Origin of the sequence: Micromonospora sp. NPDC049903, from assembly GCF_044460945.1 — a bacterium.
Lineage (GTDB): Bacteria > Actinomycetota > Actinomycetes > Mycobacteriales > Micromonosporaceae > Micromonospora.
The window spans coordinates 215,159-237,252 of sequence record NZ_JBITKL010000006.1 but is presented as its reverse complement, the minus strand read 5'-3'; the positions used below and the strand labels follow the sequence as shown (position 1 = coordinate 237,252).

Genomic DNA, 22,094 nt, shown 5'->3' with positions numbered 1-22,094 from the left:
GTGAGGGGAGTGCGGGTGGGCGTGGGTGAGGTGCGGGATCCGGCCAGCGGGACGGTGCTGCGCGAGGTCGTGGGAGCGTCGGCGGACGAGGTCGACGCGGCGGTGGCGCGGGCGGCGGTGGCGTACGAGCGGTGGCGGTGGGTGGCGCCGGGGGAGCGGGCCCGGCTGTTGCGGCGGTTCGCGGCGGTGGTGGACGCGCACGTGGAGGAACTGGCCCGGCTGGAGGTCGAGAACGCCGGGCACACCATCGGCAACGCCCGCTGGGAGGCGGGCAACGTCCGCGACGTGCTGGACTACTACGCGGGGGCGCCGGAGCGGCTGACCGGACGGCAGATCCCGGTGGCGGGCGGGTGGGACGTCACGTTCCACGAGCCGCTCGGCGTGGTCGGGGTGATCGTGCCGTGGAACTTCCCGATGCCGATCGCCGCCTGGGGGCTGGCTCCCGCGCTCGCCGCCGGCAACACGGTGGTGCTGAAGCCCGCCGAGCTGACTCCGCTGACCGCGTTGCGCCTGGGCGAGCTGGCCCGGGAGGCGGGGCTGCCCGAGGACGTGTTCACGGTGTTGCCGGGGCGGGGCGACGTAGTGGGTGAACGCTTCGTCAGCCACCCGGCGGTACGCAAGATCTGCTTCACCGGCTCCACCGAGGTCGGCACCCGGATCATGGCCGGCTGCGCCGCCCAGGTGAAGCGGCTGACCCTGGAGTTGGGCGGCAAGTCGGCGAACCTGGTCTTCGCCGACGCCGACCTGGAGCAGGCGGCGGCGGCCGCCCCGGCCGGGGTCTTCGACAACGCCGGCCAGGACTGCTGCGCCCGCTCCCGGCTCCTGGTGCAGCGCCCGGTCTACGACCGTTTCCTGGAGTTGCTGGAGCCGGCGGTGCGGGCGTTCCGGGTACGCCACCCGGCCGACGAGGCCGCCGAGATGGGCCCGCTGATCTCCGCCGGGCACCGGGACCGGGTCGCCGGGTACGTCGACGGCGCGCGGGTCGCCTTCACCGGCTCCTGCCCGGACGGCCCCGGCTACTGGTACCCGCCGACGGTGCTGCTCGCCGACTCGCCGGCCGACCGGCACTGGCGCGAGGAGGTCTTCGGCCCGGTCGTCTCGGTGCTGCCGTTCGACGACGAGGCGGACGCGATCCGGCTGGCCAACGACACCGAGTACGGCCTGTCCGGCTCGGTCTGGACCCGTGACGTGGGTCGGGCGTTGCGGGTGGCGCGGGCGGTGGAGGCGGGCAACCTGAGCGTCAACTCGCACTCCTCGGTGCGGTACTGGACGCCGTTCGGCGGGATGAAACGCTCCGGTCTCGGTCGCGAACTGGGCCCGGACGCCCTGCACGCGTTCACCGACGTCAAGAACGTCTTCATCAGCACGGAGGAGTGAGCGATGCAGCGGTTGCAGGACCGGGTGGCCGTGGTGACCGGCGCGGCCAGCGGGATCGGGCTGGCCACCGTACGCAGGCTGGCCGCCGAGGGGGCCCGGCTGGTCTGCGTCGACGTCGACACCGAGGGAGGTGCCCGGGCCGCCGAGGAGGTCGACGGGACCTTCGTCGCCGTCGACGTGACCGACGAGAGTGCCGTCCGTGACCTCTTCGACGGGGTGGTCGAGCGGTACGGGCGGGTGGACGTCTCGTTCCACAACGCCGGCATCTCGCCGCCGGACGACGACTCCATCCTGGAGACCGGGCTGGACGCCTGGGAACGGGTGCTGCGGGTGAACACCACCAGCGTCTACCTGTGCTGCAAGTACGTCATCCCGCACATGCGCCGGCAGGGCCGGGGATCGATCATCAACACCGCCTCGTTCGTGGCGCTGATGGGTGCGGCGACGTCGCAGATCGCGTACACGGCGAGCAAGGGCGGGGTGCTGGCGCTGAGCCGGGAGCTGGGCGTGCAGTTCGCCCGCGAGGGCATCCGGGTCAACGCCCTGTGCCCCGGTCCGGTGGCCACGCCGCTGCTGCGGGAGTTGTTCGCCGCCGACCCGGAGCGGGCCGCGCGCCGGCTGGTGCACGTGCCGATGGGGCGGTTCGGCGAGCCGACCGAGATCGCCGCGGCGGTGGCCTTCCTGGCCAGTGACGACTCCTCGTTCATGACCGCCGCGCAGTTCGTGGTCGACGGCGGGATCACCGGCGCCTATGTCACGCCGCTGTGATGTTCCCGACACTTGTGGTGATCGAGTGGGCGAATCGTATCGGTTGATCGACAAGTGTCGTGGGCTAATCAGCGTCGCCACCGGCTGATGCGTTACGTTCCTGGTGCAGCGGGGTAGAAGTCCGGTCACGGCAGCGATGATCAGGGCACGTCGCGCACAGGCCGGGGAGGCTGCATGAACTCGGCCCAGGGGGGCGTGGACGGAGGCGATCCGTCGGCGACGCGTGGTGCGGTTCCACCACTGCTCGCGGCGGCGTTCGCGGGTGGTGGCGAAATGGGCACGCTGCTGCGTGACCGGGACTGGTCGACCAGTCCGCTCGGCGCACCGGAGAACTGGCCCACCGCGCTCGGCAACGCGGTCAGCACGATGCTCGCCTCGAAGGCGCAGATCGTCGTCTTCTGGGGCGAGGACCAGCGTGCCTTCTACAACGACGCCTACCGGCCGACGATAGGAGACAAGCACCCCGCCGTCATCGGGCAGCCGGCCCGCGACCACTGGGTCGAGACCTGGGACGTGCTCGAGCCGCTGCTCACCGACGTCGTGCGTACCGGTGAGGCGTACCAGGCGCGGGACCACCACTTCCTGCTCGACCGGTACGGCTTCGTGGAGGACGTCTACTTCGACGTCTCGTACGACCCGATCCGGGACACCGACGGCTCGATCAGCGGGGTGCTCTGCGTCTGCAGCGAGACCACCGGTCGGGTGCTCGGCGAGCGGCGACTGCGTGCGCTCGCCGAACTCGGCTCCGAGCTGGCCGACGTGGTCAGCAGCGCGGAACTCGGCCGGGTGGCCGCGGCCGTGCTCGATCGGCACCGGCAGGACGTCCCCTTCGGGCTGCTCTATCTGGACGGCCTCGACGGCGGCCTGCGGCTGGCCGGGACGAGCGGCCCGGTGACCGGTGCCGAGGAGCTTGCCGCCGGGCTCGCCGAGCTTGCCGCCGCCGGGGGCGGCACGGTGTCCACCGCCGACCTGTTCGGTGAGGTGCCGGCCGACGCCGCCGACGAGGCGCTGCTGCTGCCGATCACCGCCACCGCGGAGCAGGCGGGCGTGCTGGTGCTGGGGGTGGCCCGCCGGCTGCCGCTCTCCGACGACTACCGCACCTTCCTCGAACTGGTCGCCGCGCAGGTCTCGCGGGCCGTCGGCAAGCAGCGGGCGTACGAGCAGGAGCAGGCCCGCGCCGCCGAGCTGGCCGCCCTGGACCTGGCGAAGACCAACTTCTTCGCCAACGTCAGCCACGAGTTCCGCACCCCGCTGACCCTGGTGCTCGGCCCGCTGGAGGACCTGCTCGCCGACCCCGGCCTGCCGGAGCCGTACACCCAGCGGCTGACGATGATGCACCGCAACGCGCTGCGGCTGCTCAAGCTCGTCAACACGGTGCTCGACTTCTCCCGGCTGGAGTCCGGCCGGTTGGCCGCGCACTACGAGCCGATCGACCTGGCCGACTACACGGCCCGGCTGGCCAGCACGTTCCGCTCGGCCACCGAACGCGCCGGGTTGCGGCTGACGGTGGACTGTCCGCCGCTGCCCGAGCCGGTCTACGTCGACCAGGAGATGTGGGAGAAGATCGTCCTCAACCTGGTCTCCAACGCGGTGAAGTTCACCTTCGACGGGGAGATCCGGATCGAGGTCCGGGCGGTCGACGGGATGGCCCGCCTGGAGGTCGTCGACACCGGCGTGGGCATCGTCGCCGAGGAGCTGCCGCACGTCTTCGAGCGGTTCCACCGGGCGCCCGGAGTACGGTCGCGCAGCCACGAGGGCACCGGGATCGGCCTGGCGCTGGTGCGGGAACTGGCCGAGATGCACGGCGGCGGAGTCCACGCGACCAGCCGGGTCGACGAGGGCAGCCGCTTCGTCGTCACCGTCCCGTTCGGCTCCGGGCACCTGCCGGCGGACCGGGTGGCCGATACCGGCACCGACCGCGAGCCCCAGCAGAGCGCACTCTTCGTCGCCGAGACCGAGCGCTGGAGCGACGGCCGGTCCGGGGCCGGAGAGACGCGCCACCCGGGGTCGGCGGGCCGCATCCTGGTCGTCGACGACAACCCGGACCTACGCGAACACGTCACCCGGCTGCTCGCGTCGACCTGGGAGGTGTTCACCGCCACCGACGGCGTGGACGCCCTGCGACTGGCCGCCGACACCGACTTCGACCTGGTGCTGACCGACGTGATGATGCCGCGGCTGGACGGCTTCGGCCTGGTCGCCGCGCTGCGTGCCGACCCGCGCACCCGGTACGTGCCGATCGTGCTGCTCTCCGCCCGCGCCGGCTCGGCCGAGGAGGTGGCCGGCCTCGCGGTGGGTGCCGACGACTATCTGACCAAGCCCTTCTCCGGGCAGGAACTGGTCGCCCGGGTACGGGCCAACGTCGAACTCGGCCAACTGCGCGGCCAACTCATCCGGCGGTTGGCCGCACTCGCGGACGCCGCCGTGGCGGTGAACACCGCGCGCTCCACGGACGAGGTGCTCCAGGTCGCGGCGCGGCACGCGTTGAGTCTCGCCGAGGCGGTCCGGGTGTCCGTCACCGCCGGTGACGCCCGGTTCGAGGCCGACGGCGGCGGCACCAGCGCCGCCGACCCCGCCTTCGTCCTGCCGCTGACCGGCGTGGGTGGCAAGCGCCTCGGCGAACTGCGGGTGTGGCGTGCGGTCGCCGAGCCGGCCGGCACGGACGAGGCCGCGTTGACCCAACTCGCCCGACTGGTCGGCGTACGACTGGAGAACGCACAGCTCTACGAGGTGGAGCACCGCATCGCCACCACCCTGCAACACAGCCTGCTGCCGCGCACCCTGCCCCAGTTGCCCGGTGCCGTGGTGGCCAGCCGCTACCTGCCCGGCAGCGACGACGTCGAGGTCGGCGGCGACTGGTACGACGTGGTGACCCGCGAGGACGACGAGATGGTCCTGGTCATCGGCGACGTGGTCGGCAAGGGGGTGCCGGCCGCGGCGGCGATGGGCCAGTTGCGCAACGCGCTGCGGGCGTACGTACTGGAGGGGTTCGATCCGGGGGAGTCGTTGACCCGGCTCAACCGACTGGTGGGCTCGACCGAGTCCCGCACCTTCGCCACGGTCTTCTGCCTGTGGTTCAGCCCGCGTACCGGGCGACTGCGGTACGCCAACGCCGGACATCCGTCCCCGCTGCTGATCCGAGGAGGCGACGTGGCGTTCCTGCACGACCGGGCGCTGGGTCCGCCCGTCGGCGCGATCCCCGGAGCGGAGTACGAGACGGTCACCGGCGAGCTGTGTCCCGGCGACCGGCTGCTGCTCTACACCGACGGCCTGATCGAGGACCGGAACGTCGACATCGACGACGCGCTGGCCCAGCTCCGCGCCGACGCGACCCGGCCGGGGGAGCACGTGGTGGACCTGGTCGACGCGGTCGTGCAGCGGGTCGTCGACCGGCCCCGCCGGGACGACGTGGCGGTGCTCGCGTTGGAGGCCGCCGAACTCAACCGGTTCGCGCTGCGGCTGCCCGCCGACCCGACCCGGCTGAGCGTGCTGCGCAAGCGCCTGGAGGACTTCCTGGTCGCGCACGGCGTGAACGAGACCGACCTGTTCGACCTCACGGTGGCGGTCTCCGAGGCGGCGGCGAACGCCATCGAACACCCGGTCGACCCGGTGGAGCCGACGATCGGCATCGAGGTGACCGTGGAGGGCCGGACGGTGACCGCGACCGTACGCGACAGCGGACGCTGGCGGGAGTCGACCGGGTCGGGCTTCCGGGGACGGGGACTGTCGCTGATCCAGGCACTCGGGGAGCTGTCGGTCACCCGCACCGCGGAGGGCACGGAGGTGACCCTGCGTCGGGAACTGGGCGCCTGAGCCGGTGGGCGCGGCGGGTCAGACCGGCCGCAACCAGTGCTGCTCGCCCAGACCGGCGATGTGCAGCACGCGGCTGACCTGTCGGGACGGCAGCACCGCCAGGGTGTCCGGATAGTGACGGGCGAGCCGCACCACCGCGTGGATCGCCGCCGAGTCGAAGAAGCTCACCGCGCGCAGGTCGAGGGTCAGCCGGGTGGCCGGCTCGCGCAGCGCGGTCTGCAGCATGGTGTCCGCGGTCGCCATGTCCACCTCGCCGGTGACCACCACGCGGAGGTGATCACCGTCGATCTCCGCGCTGGCGGAGAAGACGGGCGGTGCTCCCCCTTGATCCACGCTGACACCTTGACACAGCACTTGTGGTAGGGCAACAACCGTGGACGACCGACGGTGGTGGGGGTCGCCCGGAGCGCGGCGATAGGCTTGCCGCATGACCGTCCGTGCGCCGTTGACCCCAGGCACGCTCTCCCCGTGGCGGCCGGTGCCCGCCCACATCGTCCGACCGGAGTACGTCGGCAAGAAGACCCCCCGGCCGTGGCAGGGGTCGCACGTGCAGACGCCGGAGACGATCGAGAAGATGCGTGTCGCCGGGCGGCTCGCCGCGCAGGCCACCCAGCTCGCCGGCGAGCACTGCAAGCCCGGTGTGACCACCGACGAGATCGACCGGTTGGTGCACGAGTTCCTGATCGACCACGGCGCCTACCCGTCGACGCTGGGTTACCGGGGTTTCCCGAAGTCCTGCTGCACCAGCCTCAACGAGGTGATCTGCCACGGCATCCCGGACACCACCGTGCTGGCCGACGGCGACATCATCAACGTCGACGTGACCGCGTACATCGGCGGGGTGCACGGCGACACCGACGCCACCTTCTGCGTCGGCGAGGTCGACGAGGAGGTCCGGCTGCTGGTCGAGCGGACCCACGAGGCGATGACGCGGGGCATCAAGGCCGTCGCGCCGGGCCGGCAGATCAACGTCATCGGCCGGGTCATCGAGTCGTACGCGAAGCGGTTCGGCTACGGCGTGGTGCGCGACTTCACCGGCCACGGCATCGGCGAGGCGTTCCACAGCGGCCTCTACGTGCCGCACTACGACAGCCCACGGCCCACCGACGTGATGGAGCCGGGCATGACGTTCACCATCGAGCCCATGATCACCCTCGGCACCCACCAGTACGACATGTGGGAGGACGGCTGGACGGTGGTCACCAAGGACCGCAAGTGGACCGCCCAGTTCGAGCACACGGTGCTGGTGACCGAGGACGGGTACGAGATCCTGACGCTGCCGTGACCGACACCCCTGCGGCACTGCGGGAGCACCACCACGCAGACGTCTCCGGCGGGTGGCTGCGACCCGCCGTCTTCGGTGCCATGGACGGCCTGGTGACCAACATCGCCCTGATCGCGGGCGTCGGCGGTGGCGGCGTCTCGCCGCAGGCCATCGTGCTGACCGGCACCGCCGGTCTGGTCGCCGGCGCGATCTCGATGGCGCTCGGGGAATACACGAGCGTCCGCTCGGCCAACGAGCAGATCGCCGCCGAGGTGGCCAAGGAGCGGCGCGAGCTGGAACGCCACCCCGAGGAGGAGGCCCGGGAACTCGCCGAGATGTGGATGGCGCGGGGGTTGCCCGAGGATCTTGCCGTCCAGGTGGCCGAGGCGGTCCGCCAGCATCCGGAACAGGCGTTGCGGATGCACGTCCAGGAGGAGTTGGGCGTCAACCCGGACGAGCAGCCCAACCCGTGGGCGGCGGCGCTGTCGTCGTTCCTGTGCTTCTCGGTCGGCGCGTTGGTGCCGCTGCTGCCGTACCTTCTCGGCGCGACCAGCCTGGCGCTGGCCCTGGCGGTGGGCGGGCTCGGGCTCTTCGTGGCCGGCGCGGTCGTCTCGCGGTTCACCAACCGGCGCTGGTGGACCGGCGGGATGCGGCAGTTGCTCCTGGGCGCCGCCGCCGCGGCGGCCACCTACCTGGTCGGTGCGTTGATCGGCGTGCAGGGCGGCCTGGGCTGAGCCGACGCGCGGTCAGCCGGCGAGCAGGTCGTCGACGGTCCCGTCGACCGGCCGGCCCCGGGCGGTCAACTCCGCCGACTGGCGGGCCAGCACCGCGCCCACCTCGGTCATGTCCGCCCCGGCCAGCCCGGTCCGCCGGACCGCGTCGCCGGAGTCGCGGAAGTAGGTGCGGCTGAGCAGCCCGGTGACGGTCGCGGCGGCCAGCCGCGCCTCGCCGAGCATCAGCAGGGCCTGGTCCGTCTCGTACCACTCGGCCAGCCGGGCCGCCCGCGCGTGCGCGGCGCTGCCCCGATACCACGCCCGGCGGGCGGCACCGCTGAACTCGGCCGGACGGGCTCTCGCCAGCCGCCCGAGGTGCTCGTCACGCAGGGTGCGCAGCCACCCGGTCGGATCGTGCAGCGGCCGGGTCGTCACGTACCGGTCGGCGGTCAGCGGCCACCGCGAGGTGAGCTGCCGGGCCTGCCGCAGGCGCTCCTCGGCGGCGGCCACGGTCAGGTCGACGAGCACCCCGTCGACCCGCCGGGTGGCCGAGGGCGGCCCGGTGCCGGGTCGGTACGTGACCACCAGCAGCCCGACCTCGCTGTCCCCTCCGCCGTCGTCGTCGCCGTGCGCGAGCGGCCCGTGCACCGCGACGGCGAGCACGTCGGCGGGGAAGCGTCGACGGACCGCCTCGGAGACGCGTTCGGCCACGTGCCACCGGGGATCGTCCCGGTGCTCCTGGGCACCGTCCACACCGACCACCCCACGATCGCGCCACCGTGCGGACCGTCGCCGGCAGCGACGGCCCGATCACCGCACACCCTAGTGCGGCGCGGGCGGCCCGTCCGGCGCGTCCGTGCCGTCGGGCGTGCCGGAGGCCGTCGGCACCAACCGGAAGACCCGGATCTCCCGGTCGCCGGCCCGCCGCACGTACGCCTCGTACGCGGGCCAGGCGTCGACCAGCAGTCGCCACAGCCGCTCGCGTTCGGCACCGGTCGCCGGTTCGCCGCGGACCGCGATGCGACGCCCGGACACGTCCACCTCGGCGCGCGGTTCGGCGAGCAGGTTCAGCGACCAGGCGGGCTGCTGGGCCTGGCCCCAGTTGGAGCCGACGACCACGTACCCCTCGCCGTCCGGCACATAGAGCAGCGGGTTGCTGCGCGGCTTGCCGGAGCGGCGGCCGGTGGTGGTGATGACCAGGGACGGCACCAGCCCGAGCGCGACCACTCGACCCTTGGTCAGCCGGCCGACCGCCCGGTCGAGCGGCACCAGCAGCCGGGCCGTGGCGCCGAACCAGGGGTGGTGGCCGATCCGGCGGGTCACGTTCCGCACGATGGACATCGGGACATTCTGCATCCACCGGCGTCGGTACGACAACGCCGCCGCCGCTGCGCCCGCGTCCCGTCAGTCCAGGCGGCGTTCCACCGGCAGCCGGGACCGGGTCAGCAGCGCCGCCCCGGCCATCGCGACCAGCGGCACCACGACCAGCACGCCGAGGGTGAGCCAGGGCACCACCAGCGGGTACGGCGACTCCACCGGCCACCCCTCGGTCAACCGTCGGTTGGTGAAGGTCAGGATGATCGCCGCCGAGCCGAGCCCGGCGACGATGCCCAGCAACGAGCCGAGCACGGCGATCACCCCGGCCTGGCAGAGCGACAGCAGTCTTCGCACGCCCGGACCGGCACCGACCGACGCGAGGGTGGACAGGTCGGCCCGCCCCTCGGCGGCGGCGAGTCCGGTGGCGATCCCGGCGGCCCCCACGGTCACCAGCGCCGAGACTCCGGCCAGCAGGAGCAGGAACGGCTCGGCGCCGCCGAAGCCCTTGCCGACCTCGAACTGTGCGCCGACCGGACCGAGGGACTCCAACGCGTCGACGAACCGGTCCCGTTGCCGCTGCTCCGGCGGCTCGTCGGCGGCGACGGCCCAACCGGTCTGCCGGACGGTGAGGCCGAGGCGGTCGGCCGCAGCGGGCGAGAGCAGTAGCCAGGGTGGCCGCATGTCGCTCCGCGTCGCGTACCCGGGCACGGTCGTGGTGGCCGCCTCCGCCGCGCGATCGTCCGGTTCGACCCGGAGGTGCAGCCGGCCGTCGGCGAGGTAGCGCGGGTCGGTCACGACCGCGCCACCCGCGCGCAGGACGGCCGTGGCGTCGGCGACCTCGGCCGGCGTGGCGCCGGTGAGCATCGGCAGCGCCGCGCCGTCGTCGACCGCCACCTGGAAGTAGCCGTCGAGGTGGTCCTCGGACGGCCCCTGACAGCGTTGGTCGGCCCGTGCCCGCCGCTGGCCGGCCTCGCTCATCGTGTCGTAGGGGCGCCACGGGCAGACCTGTTCCGGTGGCGGCACCGCGCTCACCAGACAGGCGTCGAAGACCGGCCGGCAGCCGGCCGCGATCAGCGGGGCGACCGTCGCGGCACCGAGGTGGTCCCGGGCCACAGCGGTGACGGCGTCCCGGCCGAGTGGACCGTCGGACCCCGGGTCGTCGGCGGTGACCAGCACCGTCCGGTCCGGCAACAGCGGACGGTACTGCCCGTCGGATCGGATGTCCTCACTGGCCAGGAAGGCCCCCAGGGCGACGCTGCCGGCGACCGCCGCCATCACCGCCGAGATGGCCGGCGCGGTCGAGGAACGGTTGCGACTGGCGTCGCGTACCGCGATCCGGGGCGCCAGCGGGAGGAACCGGCCGAGCCGGGCCAGCAGCCCGACCAGCGTCGGCGTGGCGAAGACCAGCCCGAGTTCGCCGAGCACCAGCCCGGCGAGGATGACCGACGAGCGGACCATCGCCGCACCGATCCCGGCGATGACCAACCCGGTGACGGCCAGCAGCACACCGAGCGCCAGCCAGCGCCGCCGGTGGGTGGGTGCGCCGCGTCGGCCGGCAAGCCCGGCGACCACGTCCTGCCGGGCGGCGGTCCAGGCCGGCGCGAGCGCGGCCAGCACCCCGGCGAGTACGGCGACGAGTGCGATCACGCCCAGCGCCGCCGGCCAGACGCGGTACCCGGCGAAGCGGTGCTGGAAGACGAACTCCTCGACCAACGGCCGGGCGGCGAACGCGGAGAGCACGCCGAGCGCCACCCCGACGGCGGCACCGAGGCACCCCAGCAGCACGCCGTCGGCGAGCACCACGCGGCGGAGCTGGGCCGCGTCGCCGCCCGCCACCGCGACGAGTGCCAGTTCCCGCCGCCGTCGCCGGACCCCCACCGCGAAGGCCGGGCCGACCAGCAGGACCACCTCCAGCAGGCCCAGTCCGCCGATCAGCATCCCGGTGCCGATCGCCTCCGCGCCCATGCTGTTGCCGAGCGGACGGACCGCCTCCACCGGGCTCGACGGAGCCCAGACGCGGGCACCGACCACCACTCCGTTGCGGTTGAGGTGGCGGAACAGGTCGTCGGTGACCGGCCCGGGCAGGTCGACCAGGAACACGGTGTCGTGGTCCAGCGAGCCCGACGGTTCACCGGCGGGACGCAGGAACGCCATCGGCTCCAGCGACTCCGGCAGTTCGACCACACCGACGACGGTCCAGCTCCCGATGCCGTCCCCGGCGTTGAGCACGCCCCCGACGTCGACGCCGAGGGCGCGCCGAGCGGCCCGGTTCAGCGCGACCTCGTCGGCCGTGGCCGGCACCCGACCCTCGTGGACCCGAACGAGGCCGGCGGCGAGCGGATCGGTGAGGTCGACCTCGGTGGCGGGTACGTCGTCGCGGATCCGGGTGCCGTCCCGGACCGGCAGCGGCACCCAGCGGCGTACCGGCAGGACCCGACTGTCCGCCGGAAGCAGCCGGCGGACGTCGTCCACGGTGACCGTCTCGGGGATCCGGTCCTCCGGCGCGTTCCATCCGCTGCCGTCGGCGTTCTGGGTGACCTGCCCCTGACTGACCACCCGCAGCTCCGCGTCGGCGTTGCCGAGCCGCTGGTCCATCTTCTCGGCGGGGTCGAGCTGGGCCATGTCCGCGCTGACCGCGATGAACGACAGGGCCAGTACGGGCAGGACGATCATCGCCAGCACCAGGGCGGTACGCCCACGGGCCCGCGTCGCCTCGCGCCGGGCGATCCGCAGCGCGGCCCGCCACGAACCGAGCGTCTCGGCCGACCGGCTCCGGCGGGGCCGCTCGGGTGGGAGGTCGTGCACCGGCCGCGAATGGGGGCGGAGGCTCACCGAGGACTGCCGGAGAGCAGCGCGTCGACGCCGACCAGCGGGGCGGTCGAGTCGACCTCCACACCGTCGCGCAGGAACACCACCCGGTCCGCCCAGGCGGCGTGCCGCGCCTCGTGGGTGACCAGCACGCCGGCCGCTCCGGCGTCGACCCGGCGGCGCAGCAGCCGCAGGACGGCCTCACCGGTCTGCGAGTCCAGCGCCCCGGTCGGCTCGTCGGCCAGCACCAGACGCCGCTCGCCGACCAGTGCCCGGGCGATCGCCACACGCTGCTGCTGGCCGCCGGAGAGCTGGTCGGGGAAGCGGTCGCCGAGTTCGGCGAGACCCACCTCGGTCAGCGCGTCGAGCGCCAGCCGGCGGGCCCGGCGTACGCCCGCGCCGTCGAGTTCGAGGGGGAGGGAGACGTTCTCGGCGGCGGTCAGGCTGCCGATGAGGTTGAGGTTCTGGAAGATGTAGCCGATCCGGCGACGGCGCAGCCGGGCCAGACCACGCCGGTCCAGGGCGTGCAGTGGCTGTCCCTCGACGAGCACGTGACCGTCGGTCGGGCTGTCCAGCCCGCCGGCCAGGGTCAGCAGCGTGGACTTGCCGGAGCCGGAGGGGCCCATCACGGCGACCAGTTCGCCGGGGCGGACGACCAGACTCACCCCGCGCAGCGCGTGCACCGCGGCCGGGCCGCTGCCGTGCGTCCGGTGCACGTCCCGCAGCTCCAGCACCGCCTCCGGGTCGGGTCCGGCACCGTCGGGTCGGCTGGAGTCAGGTGCCGTGGGGGTGTCGCGGGTGGCCGACGCGGGGCGGTCGTCCGCGCTCACCGCCAGGCCTCCTCACCACTGCGGCCCGCCGCCTCGGGCAGTGGCGTCGGGCCGGAGGCTGGGGGGCGATGCCGCACCAGGCTGCTCTCGCAGTGGTCGAGCCAGCGCACCTCCGCCTCGGCCTGGAAGACCATCGCGTCCAGCACCAGTCGCCACGGCAGGTCCTCGGGCCGGTCGCTGGAGTACTTCAGCCGGGTCAGTTCCTGGAGTGTCCGCATCGTCGCGGTGCGCTGGGTCTGCACCACGGAGCGAACGTCCACCCCCGGCGTGGTCAGCGCCAACGCCAGCTTGATCGCCAGTTCGTCGCGGGGCCGGTCGTTGCGGCTGATCGGGGTGGCGAACCACAGCGTCAGGTCCGCCCGTCCGGCTTCGGTGATCTCGTACGGCCGCTGCCCGGCCTCGCTCTCCGGCAACGACCGCACCAGCCCGTCCCGCTCCAGCCGGGACAGGGTGGTGTAGACCTGCCCGATGTTGAGCGGCCAGGTGGAACCGGTCGACTCCTCGAAGGCGGCCCGGAGCTGGTAGCCGTACATCTGGCCGCGTTCGAGCAGGGCGAGCAGGCCGTGACGGATGGACATGGAACCGGAGTATGCATACCTGGTATGCCATCCGCAACCGGTGCGGACCGTGATGCTGCCTACCCATCGACGGGCGTGTCCCTCAGGCGGGGCGACCCGGGAACGGCACGGTCAGCGGGGTGGTGCCGGCGCTACGCCGCCATCGCGTCGCCCGGACCGCGTACTCGACCAGAGCGGCCAGGGCGCGTTCCCTTTCGGCGCCGGTGCTGACCGGCAGCGCCGCCCGCCAGAACGCCGCCGTACGCTCCTCCACCACGATCGCGAGCCGCAGCGCGCTGGCCCGGTCGGTCACCGGGAAGGGCAGGGCGTAGCCGGCCCGGTCCGGCGGCACGGTCCCGCCACCGGTGCTGATCTGCATCACCAGTGCGTCCCGCCGGCCCCGGTGGGCCGCCTCCGCCTCGGCGGCGGCCGCCCGTTCGTCACGAGGCAGGCGCACTCCGATCGGGCCGTAGGCCCAGATGGCCGCGTACTCGGCGGTCAACGCCCCGGCGAGCGCCTCACCGGGCCCGGCCGGCGCACCGCGCCCGGTGGTCCAGCCGCTCATCGCAGCGCCTCCAGGTGGCTGGCACGGGCAGCGGCGACGGAGCCCAGCACCGCGGCCCGCTCGGCGGGCGCGGCGGCGCAGGCGGCCTTGGCCGACTCCCGGCCGGACCGCTCGGCCTGGCGCAGCGCGGCCAGCGCGGCGGTCGGCTCGCCCGACCCGACGGCGGGTGCGGACCAGGACGGCCCGGTCGGCACGGCCGAGCCGGACGGCGTCGCGGCACCGGTCAACCGGGCCAGTTCGGCCGCGTGTGCCTCGTGTGACTCGGCGAGCGGGACGAGCCGGGCGGCCAGGTCGGGGTGGGCGATGGCGGCGGCGCGAAGCCCCGCGGCGAGACTCAGCGACTCGTCCACCAGCGGGTCCAGCGGATCCGGCTCCGGTGGCCGCTCGTCCCCGCCGAAGAGACCGCAACCGCTCAGCGGCACGGCGGCCCCACCCAGCGCCAGCAGCGCACCGGCCCGCAGGACCGTGCGCCGGGACAGCTCGGCGGACCCGTCCGATTGACTCGTCATGCCCATCACCACCGGACAAGTCAACACCATCGGCGCGGGCCGTGTGGCGCGGTGGCGCCGGTGCGCCGCCCGGGCTCTCCTCCGCCGGGCGCGTTACGCTCTGCGCAACCACCGGCGCGCCCGCACCGGTGGCGTACCGGCGTGGCGGCCGACGAGTAGTGGAAGGTCCAACAGATGACGCAGCGTGGCCGTGCCACCAGAACGACGGGGCGACCCCGTGGCGGCCAGGCTCCGCGAGGTGGTCCCGCGCCGCGCAGCGCGCAGGGTGGCCGGGGCGACCTGTCCGCCCGCCGCGAGCGGCTGCGCGCGGTGATCGCGCCGGTCGTCGCCGAGGCCGGCTACGACCTGGAGGACCTGGCCGTCTCCCGGGCCGGCCGGCGGCACGTGGTACGCGTGATCGTCGATGCCGACGGCGGCATCAACCTGGACGCGGTCGCCGACGTGTCGCGGGCGGTCTCGGTGGCGCTGGACGCGGCCGAGGAAGCCGGCGGCGACATCGTCGCCGGGGAGTACCAACTGGAGGTCAGCTCGCCGGGCGTGGACCGGCCGCTGACCCTGCCCCGGCACTGGCGGCGCAACGTCGGCCGGCTGGTCCGGGTGACCGTGCGCGGTGGCGGGACCGCCGGCGACCGGCAGGTCACCGGGCGGGTGGTGGAGGCCGACGACGAGCGCGTGGTGCTGGAGACCGACACCGAGCGCGCCGAGTGGGCGTACGCCGAGCTGGGGCCGGGCCGGGTGCAGGTCGAGTTCAGCCGCCTCGACGAACTGGCCGAATCAGAAGACCTCGACGACGATGACGATGACGATGATGTGGAGGACGAGGAGAGGTGAACATAGACCTCGCGGCGCTGCGCGCACTCGAGCGCGAGCGGGAGATCCCGTTCGACACGATCCTCGCGGCGATCGAGACCGCGCTGCTGACCGCGTACCGGCACACCGAGGGTGCGCAGCCGCACGCCCGGGTGGAGATCGACCGCAAGACCGGCGTGGCCCTGGTCTACGCCCAGGAACTGGGCGACGAGGGCACCGTTGATCGGGAGTGGGACGACACTCCGCACGACTTCGGGCGGATCGCCGCCATGACCGCCAAACAGGTCATCCTCCAGCGGTTGCGGGAGGCCACCGACGAGGTGCACTTCGGCGAGTACGCCGGCCGCGACGGTGACCTGGTGACCGGTGTGGTGCAGGCGCACGAGGCCCGGGCCGAGAAGGGCATCGTCACGGTCGACCTGGGCAAGCTGGAGGGGGTGCTGCCCCAGTCCGAGCAGGTGCCCGGGGAGCGGTACACCCACGGCGAGCGGATCCGCTGCGTGGTGGTGCACGTGGCCAAGGGGATGCGCGGCCCGCAGATCACGCTGTCGCGTACCCACCCGAACCTGGTGAAGAAGCTCTTCGCCCTGGAGGTGCCGGAGATCGCCGACGGTACGGTCGAGATCAGCGCGATCGCGCGTGAGGCCGGTCACCGTACGAAGATCGCGGTCCGGTCCACCGCTCCCGGAGTCAACGCCAAGGGCGCCTGCATCGGCCCGATGGGGCAGCGGGTCCGGGCGGTGATGAGCGAGCTGCACGGCGAGAAGATCGACATCATCGACTGGTCCGACGACCCGGCGACCTTCGTCGGCAACGCGTTGTCGCCGGCCAAGGCGCTGCGGGTCGAGGTGGTGGACCTGGGTGCCCGGGCGGCCCGGGTGACCGTGCCGGACTTCCAGCTCTCCCTGGCGATCGGGCGGGAAGGGCAGAACGCCCGCCTTGCTGCCCGGTTGACCGGTTGGCGGATCGACATCCGGTCCGACGCCGAACAGGCCGGCTCCAGCGGCCGCCCGGGGGCCGATCACGTCCGGGAGCCAGGCGGAGCGGTCTCGGGTAGCTAGGGGTAGACTCTTTCCAGTGGCACGACGCGCGCTGCCGGAGCGCACCTGTGTGGGTTGCCGACGGCGGGCACCGGCCAGTGAACTACTGCGGATCGTCGCGGTCGGTGACGAGGCTGGGTTCAGCCTTCGACCCGATCCGGCCCGTAGACTGCCGGGTCGGGGAGCGAACATGCACCCAGATCCGGCCTGCTTCGCGCAGGCAGTGCGGCGTCGCGCCTTCGGGCGCGCGCTGCGCCTCGCCGGGGTTCCAGATGACGGCACCCTCGCGGAGTACCTGACGCGTTAACCACCACGTCCGGTCATCCGACCGGGTGTGGCCGCTAGCAAGGTAGGACGACCGACATGAGCACACGATGAAGTCCCAGAAATGACCAGGCTTCAAGTGCACGAGTGAGGTCGCTGCGGGTGCTGCCCGCACGACCTCGGAGTGAGGAGTGCAGTGGCAGGCAAGGCCCGCGTACACGAGCTTGCGAAAGAGCTCGGGGTCGAAAGCAAGACCGTTCTCGCCAAGCTGAAGGAAATGGGCGAGTTCGTCAAGTCCGCGTCGAGCACCGTCGAGGCGCCCGTCGCCCGGCGACTTCGTAACGCGTTCGTCGCCTCCGGCGGCTCTGGTGCCCCGGCGGCTGCGCCGTCGGCCGCACCGGCTCCGGCGGCAGCACCCGCCCCGCCGTCGACCCCCGGCGAGCCCCGGGTCACCGCCAAGCCGACGCCGCCGCGGCGTCCGGCGATGCCCGGGCCGAAGCCGAAGGCGCCGGTTCCCGGCCCTCCGCCGGCGGCGGCCCCGGTCGCCAAGCCGGCGAGTGCCCACGACATCGAGGTGGCCGCCGCCGAGGCGCGCGCCGCCGCGCTGAAGGCCGAGCAGGAGGCCGCGGTCAAGGCCGCGCAGGCCGCCCGCCAGCAGCAGCGCGAGAACGTCCGCCGGGAGCCTCCGGCCGACGGTGGCGCCCGTCCGGGTCCGCGGCCCGGTCCCGGCACCATGCCGCCCCGCCCGGGTTCCCCGGCTGCGGGTCGTCCCGGTGGCCCGAACCCCGGCCCGGGTGGCCGGCAGGGTCGCCCGCCGGCGCGTGGCGCCGGTAACAACCCCTTCGGTATCCAGGGCAGCCAGCAGCAGCGGCCGCCGGCCGCCGGTGCCGGTGGTCCCCGGCCCAGCCCGGCCTCGATGCCGCCGCGGCCGAGTCCCGCCTCGATGCCGCCGCGGCCCAGCCCGGCCTCCATGCCGAGTCAGCGTCCCGGTCGTCCGGGTGGCCCGGGTGCCGGTCGTCCCGGCGGCGGCGGTGCCGGTCGTCCGGGTGGCGGCGGTGGCGGCGGTTACCGTGGCGGCCCCGGTGGTGGCGGCGGTGGCGGTGGCTACCGTGGCGGCCCCGGTGGTGGCGGCGGTGGCGGTGGCTACCGTGGCGGCCCCGGTGGCGGCGGTGGCGCCGGTGCCGGTGGTGGCTTCCGGCCGGGTGGTCCGGCCGGTGGCGGCGGTCGTCCGGGTGGCGGCGGTCGTGGCCGTGGCGGCGGTGCCGCCGGTGCCTTCGGGCGTCCGGGTGGCAAGCCGACCCGTGGTCGCAAGTCCAAGAAGCAGCGCAGACAGGAGTTCGACAACCTGTCGGCCCCGACCATGAGCTCGGGTGCTCCCCGCGGTCAGGGGCAGACGGTCCGGCTCTCCCGTGGCGCCTCGCTGTCGGACTTCGCCGACAAGATCAACGCCAACCCGGGTTCGCTGGTCCAGGAGATGTTCAACCTGGGCGAGATGGTCACCGCGACCCAGTCGTGCTCCGACGACACCCTGCTGCTGCTGGGTGAGCACCTCGGCTTCAACGTGCAGATCGTCAGCCCGGAGGACGAGGACCGCGAGCTGCTCGCGCAGTTCAACATCGACCTCGACGCCGAGGTCGCGGAGGACCGCCTGGTCAGCCGTGCGCCGGTGGTGACCGTCATGGGTCACGTCGACCACGGTAAGACCAAGCTGCTCGACGCGATCCGCAAGGCGAACGTGGTGGCCGGCGAGGCCGGTGGCATCACCCAGCACATCGGCGCCTACCAGGTCCACGTCCCGCACGAGGGCGAGGACCGGGCGGTCACCTTCATCGACACCCCGGGTCACGAGGCGTTCACCGCCATGCGTGCCCGTGGTGCCCAGGTCACCGACATCGTGATCCTGGTGGTGGCGGCTGACGACGGCGTGATGCCGCAGACCATCGAGGCGCTCAACCACGCCAAGGCGGCGGACGTGCCGATCGTGGTCGCGGTCAACAAGGTCGACAAGCCGGAGGCCAACCCGGACAAGGTCCGCCAGCAGCTGACCGAGTACGGCCTGGTCGCCGAGGAGTACGGCGGCGAGACCATGTTCGTCAACGTGGCCGCGAAGCCCGGCATCGGCATCGAGGAACTCCTTGAGGCCGTGCTGCTCACCGCCGACGCGTCGCTGGAGCTGACCGCTCCGACCGACGGGCCGGCGCAGGGTGTGGCCATCGAGGCGCACCTGGACAAGGGCCGTGGCGCGGTGGCGACGGTGCTGGTGCAGAAGGGCACCCTGCGGGCGGGCGACTCGATCGTCGCCGGTGGGGCGCACGGCCGGGTCCGGGCGATGCTCGACGAGAACGGCAACCAGGTCACCGAGGCCGGCCCGGCGCGTCCGGTCATGGTCCTCGGCCTGACCGCGGTGCCCGGCGCCGGTGACACCTTCCTCGCCGCGGCGGACGACCGCACGGTGCGGCAGATCGCCGAGCAGCGTCAGGCGCGGCGGCGGGCGGCGGCCTTCGCCAACTCCCGTGGCCGGGCCACCCTCGAGACGCTCATGGAGCAGCTCAAGGAGGGCGAGAAGACGTCGCTCAACCTCATCCTCAAGGGCGATGTCTCCGGTTCGGTGGAGGCCCTGGAGGACGCGCTGTTCAACCTCGACATCCCCGAGGAGGTCCAGCTCAAGGTCCTCGACCGGGGCGTCGGCGCGATCACCGAGAGCAACGTCATGCTCGCGAGCGCCTCGTCCGAGCCGGTCACGATCATCGGCTTCAACGTGCGGGCCTCCAACAAGGTCCGCGAGATGGCCGACCGTGAGGGCGTGGAGATCCGGTACTACACCGTCATCTACCAGGCCATCGAGGAGATCGAGGCGGCGCTCAAGGGCCTGCTCAAGCCGGAGTACGAGGAGGTCGAGCTGGGCAGCGCGGAGATCCGCGAGGTCTTCCGCTCGTCCAAGATCGGCAACATCTCCGGTTGCATCGTCCGGTCGGGAATCATCCGGCGCAACGCGAAGGCGCGCCTGCTGCGCGACGGCACGGTCGTGGCGGACAACATCACGATCAGCTCGCTCAAGCGGTTCAAGGACGACGCGACCGAGGTCCGCGAGGGCTTCGAGTGTGGTCTGACGCTGTCCGGTTACAACAACGTGCAGCCGGGCGACATCATCGAGACCTTCGAGATGCGGGAGAAGGTTCGCGCCTGATCCGGTAATGACGCACTGATCGAGGGGTTTACGCCGAATGGCGTAAACCCCTTGATCATGTGGGGTGGGGTGCGGGTAGTGTCCGCAGCGATGTTCACCGCAACCGCAGTGTTCGACCTGCTGCTGCCGGGCGACTCCCGGTCGCTGAAGGCGAAGAGATCGTACGTACGGCCGATCGTGGCGGCGCTGCGCCGCTTCGAGGTGTCGGCCGCCGAGGTGGGTGCGCTCGACCTGCATGGTCGAGCCGAGATAGGAGTGGCGGTCGTGGCCGCGGAGGCGTCGCACGCCCGTGAGGTGCTCGACTCGTGCGAGCGCCTGGTGGCCGGTCGACCGGAGGTCGAGTTGCTGTCGGTGCGCCGCCGACTGCACGGCGCGGAGGACTGACCGGTGGCGGTCGCGGCCACCTGCCGCCCCGCGCGCCGGAGCACGTGGCGCGGGTAGGGTTTCCAGTGTTGGGGTCGGTGCGGGCTCCGGTGACGGCGTCGCCGGTTCCGGCCGGCAGCGGGACGCCGTGGAGGTGGCGGAGATGACGGATCCGGCCAAGGTACGTCGGCATGCGGAGCGGGTGCGTGAACTGGTCGCGTCGGTGGTGCGGAGCCAGATCAAGGACCCGCGGCTCGGCATGATCACTATCACCGACGCCCGGATAACCGCCGACCTGCGCGACGCCACGGTCTTCTACACCGTGCTCGGTGACGCGGCGGCACAGGCAGGCACCGCCGCCGCGCTGGACAGCGCCAAGGGCATGCTGCGCAGCACCGTCGGCAAGGCGCTCGGGCTGCGCCACTCGCCGACCCTCACCTTCGTCCTGGACGACGTGCAGGACCAGGTGAAGCACATCGACGACCTGCTCGCCGCGGCCCGGACCGCCGACGCGGAGGTGCAGCGCCTCGCCGCCAAGGCCGAGTACGCCGGTGAGGCCCAGCCCTACCGGCTCGACGACGAGGAAGACGAGGAAGACGAGGCCGCCGAGGCCGAGAACCAGCCCGGCACCGGTGACACGGACGAGACCCGGAGCGGGGAACGGCGGTGACCGCCCCCTCCGGCGGTGCGCTGACCGAGTCGGGCCCGGGCGCGGCGCTGCCGAGTCCGGCCCGCCCCGGCGCGGCCGAGGGGCCGGCGGTCCCCGCCGACCCGGACGCGGCGACCACCGGAGTCTCGACGGACGCGGCGACGTCGTCGTCCCCGGGCGGGCCCGCGCCGAGCGAGGCCGACTGGTCCGCGGCGGTGGCGGCGGTACGCCAGGTGGTGCCCGCCGGGCGGGTGCTGCTGATCTGCCACGTCAACCCGGACGGCGACGCGCTGGGCAGCATGCTCGGGTTCGGGCTCGGGCTGCGGCAGCTCGGCGTACGCCGGTTGCAGGCGACCTTCCCCGGGCCGCCGGAGGTGCCCGAGCCGTTCCGCGGCCTGCCCGGGCTGGAGCTGCTGGTCCCGGCGACCGAGGCCGACCCGGAGCCGGACCTGGTGATCTGCTTCGACGCGGCCAGCGACTCGCGCCTCGGCGACCTGGCCGACCGGCTGGCCGGCCCGGGCACCGCGCTGGTGCTCGACCACCACGCCTCCAATTCCGGCTTCGGTGACGTCAACCTGGTCGACCCGGCGGCGGCGGCGACCTCGGTGGTCGCGGAGGAGCTGCTGGCCCGGCTCGGCGTCCCGCTGGACGCTGGCATCGCCGAGTGCCTGTACGTGGCATTGAGCACCGACACCGGCTCGTTCCGGTTCGACGCGACCACTCCGGCCGTGCACGAGATGGCGGCCCGTCTGCTGTCCACCGGCATCCGGCCGGGGGAGATCTCCCGGCGAGTGTTCGACAGCCGCCCGTTCGGCGCGGTGCGCCTCTTCGGCGAGGTGCTCGGCCGCGCCCGGCTGGAGCCCGAGGCGGCGTCCGGGCACGGCCTGGTCTGGACGTACGCGACCCTGGACGACCTGGCCCGGCACGACCAGCGGCCGTACGTGCTGGAGGCGCTGATCGATCCGGTCCGGTGCACCGCCGAGGCCGACGTGAGCTGCGTGGTGAAGCAGACCGGGCCCCAGGAGTGGGCGGTGTCGCTGCGCAGCAAGGGTGCGGTGGACGTGAGCCGGGTCGCGGTCGCGCTGGGCGGTGGTGGGCATCGACTCGCCGCCGGGTTCACCGGCCGGGGCAGTGTGGACGAGGTGGTCGACCGGGTACGCGCCGAGTTGGTGGCGCCCGGGCCGGGAAGCGGTGTCGACCCCGAGGGGTGATTTTCAGGGGCGGCTCGGGGGAGTGTTGCCATACCGCCGCCGGGAGATG

At 73.3% G+C, this 22,094-nt stretch carries 20 protein-coding genes; 12 read left to right on the top strand and 8 right to left on the bottom strand.

The window, feature by feature from the left end:
- Positions 1 to 21 precede the first annotated feature (21 nt).
- The 3 genes from ACIBO1_RS13695 to ACIBO1_RS13685 all read left to right on the top strand — a co-directional run bounded on the left by ACIBO1_RS13695 (position 22) and on the right by ACIBO1_RS13685 (position 5,958).
- The gene (locus tag ACIBO1_RS13695; protein ID WP_396745464.1) at positions 22 to 1,377 is read left to right on the top strand and encodes an aldehyde dehydrogenase family protein; all 1,356 of its coding nucleotides are present in this window, start codon (positions 22 to 24) and stop codon (positions 1,375 to 1,377) included.
- A gap of 3 nt (positions 1,378 to 1,380) precedes the next feature.
- A complete protein-coding gene (locus ACIBO1_RS13690; protein ID WP_396745337.1) occupies positions 1,381 to 2,145 on the top strand; it encodes a 3-oxoacyl-ACP reductase in 765 nt (254 codons plus the stop codon).
- A 174-nt stretch (positions 2,146 to 2,319) separates the two neighbouring features.
- The gene (locus tag ACIBO1_RS13685; RefSeq protein WP_396745334.1) at positions 2,320 to 5,958 is read left to right on the top strand and encodes a SpoIIE family protein phosphatase; all 3,639 of its coding nucleotides are present in this window, start codon (positions 2,320 to 2,322) and stop codon (positions 5,956 to 5,958) included.
- A gap of 18 nt (positions 5,959 to 5,976) precedes the next feature.
- Here ACIBO1_RS13685 and ACIBO1_RS13680 read toward each other — a convergent pair whose 3' ends face one another.
- On the bottom strand, positions 5,977 to 6,291 hold the full coding sequence (locus tag ACIBO1_RS13680) for an STAS domain-containing protein (RefSeq protein ID WP_396745331.1): 315 nt from the start codon (positions 6,289 to 6,291) through the stop codon (positions 5,977 to 5,979).
- A 94-nt stretch (positions 6,292 to 6,385) separates the two neighbouring features.
- On the opposite strand from ACIBO1_RS13680, the gene map reads away from it, so the two are divergent.
- Together map and ACIBO1_RS13670 are read left to right on the top strand one after the other, a co-directional pair.
- Positions 6,386 to 7,243, top strand: a complete 858-nt coding sequence (map, locus tag ACIBO1_RS13675; protein WP_396745328.1) for a type I methionyl aminopeptidase — start codon at positions 6,386 to 6,388, stop codon at positions 7,241 to 7,243.
- The gene (locus tag ACIBO1_RS13670; RefSeq protein WP_396745325.1) at positions 7,240 to 7,956 is read left to right on the top strand and encodes a VIT1/CCC1 transporter family protein; all 717 of its coding nucleotides are present in this window, start codon (positions 7,240 to 7,242) and stop codon (positions 7,954 to 7,956) included. Before map ends, ACIBO1_RS13670 begins: the two co-directional genes overlap by 4 nt.
- A 12-nt stretch (positions 7,957 to 7,968) precedes the next feature.
- On the opposite strand, the gene ACIBO1_RS13665 is transcribed toward ACIBO1_RS13670, so the two are convergent.
- The 7 genes from ACIBO1_RS13665 to ACIBO1_RS13635 form a co-directional block, all read right to left on the bottom strand.
- Complete coding sequence (locus tag ACIBO1_RS13665) at positions 7,969 to 8,688, bottom strand: nucleotidyltransferase domain-containing protein (protein WP_396745322.1); 720 nt, start codon at positions 8,686 to 8,688, stop codon at positions 7,969 to 7,971.
- A gap of 69 nt (positions 8,689 to 8,757) precedes the next feature.
- The gene (locus tag ACIBO1_RS13660; RefSeq protein ID WP_396745319.1) at positions 8,758 to 9,276 is read right to left on the bottom strand and encodes a nitroreductase family deazaflavin-dependent oxidoreductase; all 519 of its coding nucleotides are present in this window, start codon (positions 9,274 to 9,276) and stop codon (positions 8,758 to 8,760) included.
- A 63-nt stretch (positions 9,277 to 9,339) separates the two neighbouring features.
- Complete coding sequence (locus tag ACIBO1_RS13655; RefSeq protein ID WP_396745316.1) at positions 9,340 to 12,057, bottom strand: FtsX-like permease family protein; 2,718 nt, start codon at positions 12,055 to 12,057, stop codon at positions 9,340 to 9,342.
- Positions 12,058 to 12,080: 23 nt separating this feature from the next.
- A complete protein-coding gene (locus ACIBO1_RS13650; RefSeq protein WP_396745461.1) occupies positions 12,081 to 12,794 on the bottom strand; it encodes an ABC transporter ATP-binding protein in 714 nt (237 codons plus the stop codon).
- A gap of 92 nt (positions 12,795 to 12,886) precedes the next feature.
- Positions 12,887 to 13,468: a PadR family transcriptional regulator gene (locus tag ACIBO1_RS13645; RefSeq protein WP_396745313.1), complete on the bottom strand. Its 582-nt coding sequence runs from the start codon at positions 13,466 to 13,468 to the stop codon at positions 12,887 to 12,889.
- An 82-nt stretch (positions 13,469 to 13,550) separates the two neighbouring features.
- Positions 13,551 to 14,012, bottom strand: coding sequence for a ferritin-like domain-containing protein (locus ACIBO1_RS13640; protein ID WP_396745310.1), 462 nt, complete (start codon positions 14,010 to 14,012; stop codon positions 13,551 to 13,553).
- On the bottom strand, positions 14,009 to 14,521 hold the full coding sequence (locus ACIBO1_RS13635) for a hypothetical protein (RefSeq protein WP_396745307.1): 513 nt from the start codon (positions 14,519 to 14,521) through the stop codon (positions 14,009 to 14,011). The genes ACIBO1_RS13640 and ACIBO1_RS13635 overlap by 4 nt, the downstream gene beginning before the upstream one ends.
- Positions 14,522 to 14,695: 174 nt before the next feature.
- Between ACIBO1_RS13635 and rimP the strand changes: the two genes are divergently transcribed.
- The 7 genes from rimP (at position 14,696) to ACIBO1_RS13600 (ending at position 22,045) form a co-directional block, all read left to right on the top strand.
- Positions 14,696 to 15,352, top strand: coding sequence for a ribosome maturation factor RimP (rimP, locus tag ACIBO1_RS13630; RefSeq protein WP_396745304.1), 657 nt, complete (start codon positions 14,696 to 14,698; stop codon positions 15,350 to 15,352).
- Entirely contained in the window at positions 15,349 to 16,392 is a 1,044-nt protein-coding gene (gene nusA, locus ACIBO1_RS13625; protein WP_396745301.1) for a transcription termination factor NusA, read from the top strand. The genes rimP and nusA overlap by 4 nt, the downstream gene beginning before the upstream one ends.
- 16 nt (positions 16,393 to 16,408) lie before the next feature.
- Positions 16,409 to 16,678, top strand: coding sequence for a YlxR family protein (locus ACIBO1_RS13620; protein WP_350693763.1), 270 nt, complete (start codon positions 16,409 to 16,411; stop codon positions 16,676 to 16,678).
- A 153-nt stretch (positions 16,679 to 16,831) separates the two neighbouring features.
- Positions 16,832 to 19,822, top strand: a complete 2,991-nt coding sequence (infB, locus tag ACIBO1_RS13615; protein ID WP_396745298.1) for a translation initiation factor IF-2 — start codon at positions 16,832 to 16,834, stop codon at positions 19,820 to 19,822.
- A gap of 90 nt (positions 19,823 to 19,912) precedes the next feature.
- Positions 19,913 to 20,206 (top strand): DUF503 domain-containing protein, encoded by a 294-nt coding sequence (locus ACIBO1_RS13610; protein WP_396745295.1) that lies wholly within the window; start codon positions 19,913 to 19,915, stop codon positions 20,204 to 20,206.
- A 142-nt stretch (positions 20,207 to 20,348) separates the two neighbouring features.
- On the top strand, positions 20,349 to 20,855 hold the full coding sequence (gene rbfA, locus ACIBO1_RS13605; RefSeq protein ID WP_396745292.1) for a 30S ribosome-binding factor RbfA: 507 nt from the start codon (positions 20,349 to 20,351) through the stop codon (positions 20,853 to 20,855).
- Positions 20,856 to 21,049: 194 nt separating this feature from the next.
- Positions 21,050 to 22,045 carry a bifunctional oligoribonuclease/PAP phosphatase NrnA gene (locus ACIBO1_RS13600; protein ID WP_396745458.1) on the top strand — a complete coding sequence of 332 codons (996 nt, stop codon included), beginning with the start codon at positions 21,050 to 21,052 and terminating at the stop codon, positions 22,043 to 22,045.
- The last annotated feature ends 49 nt before the right edge of the window (positions 22,046 to 22,094 follow it).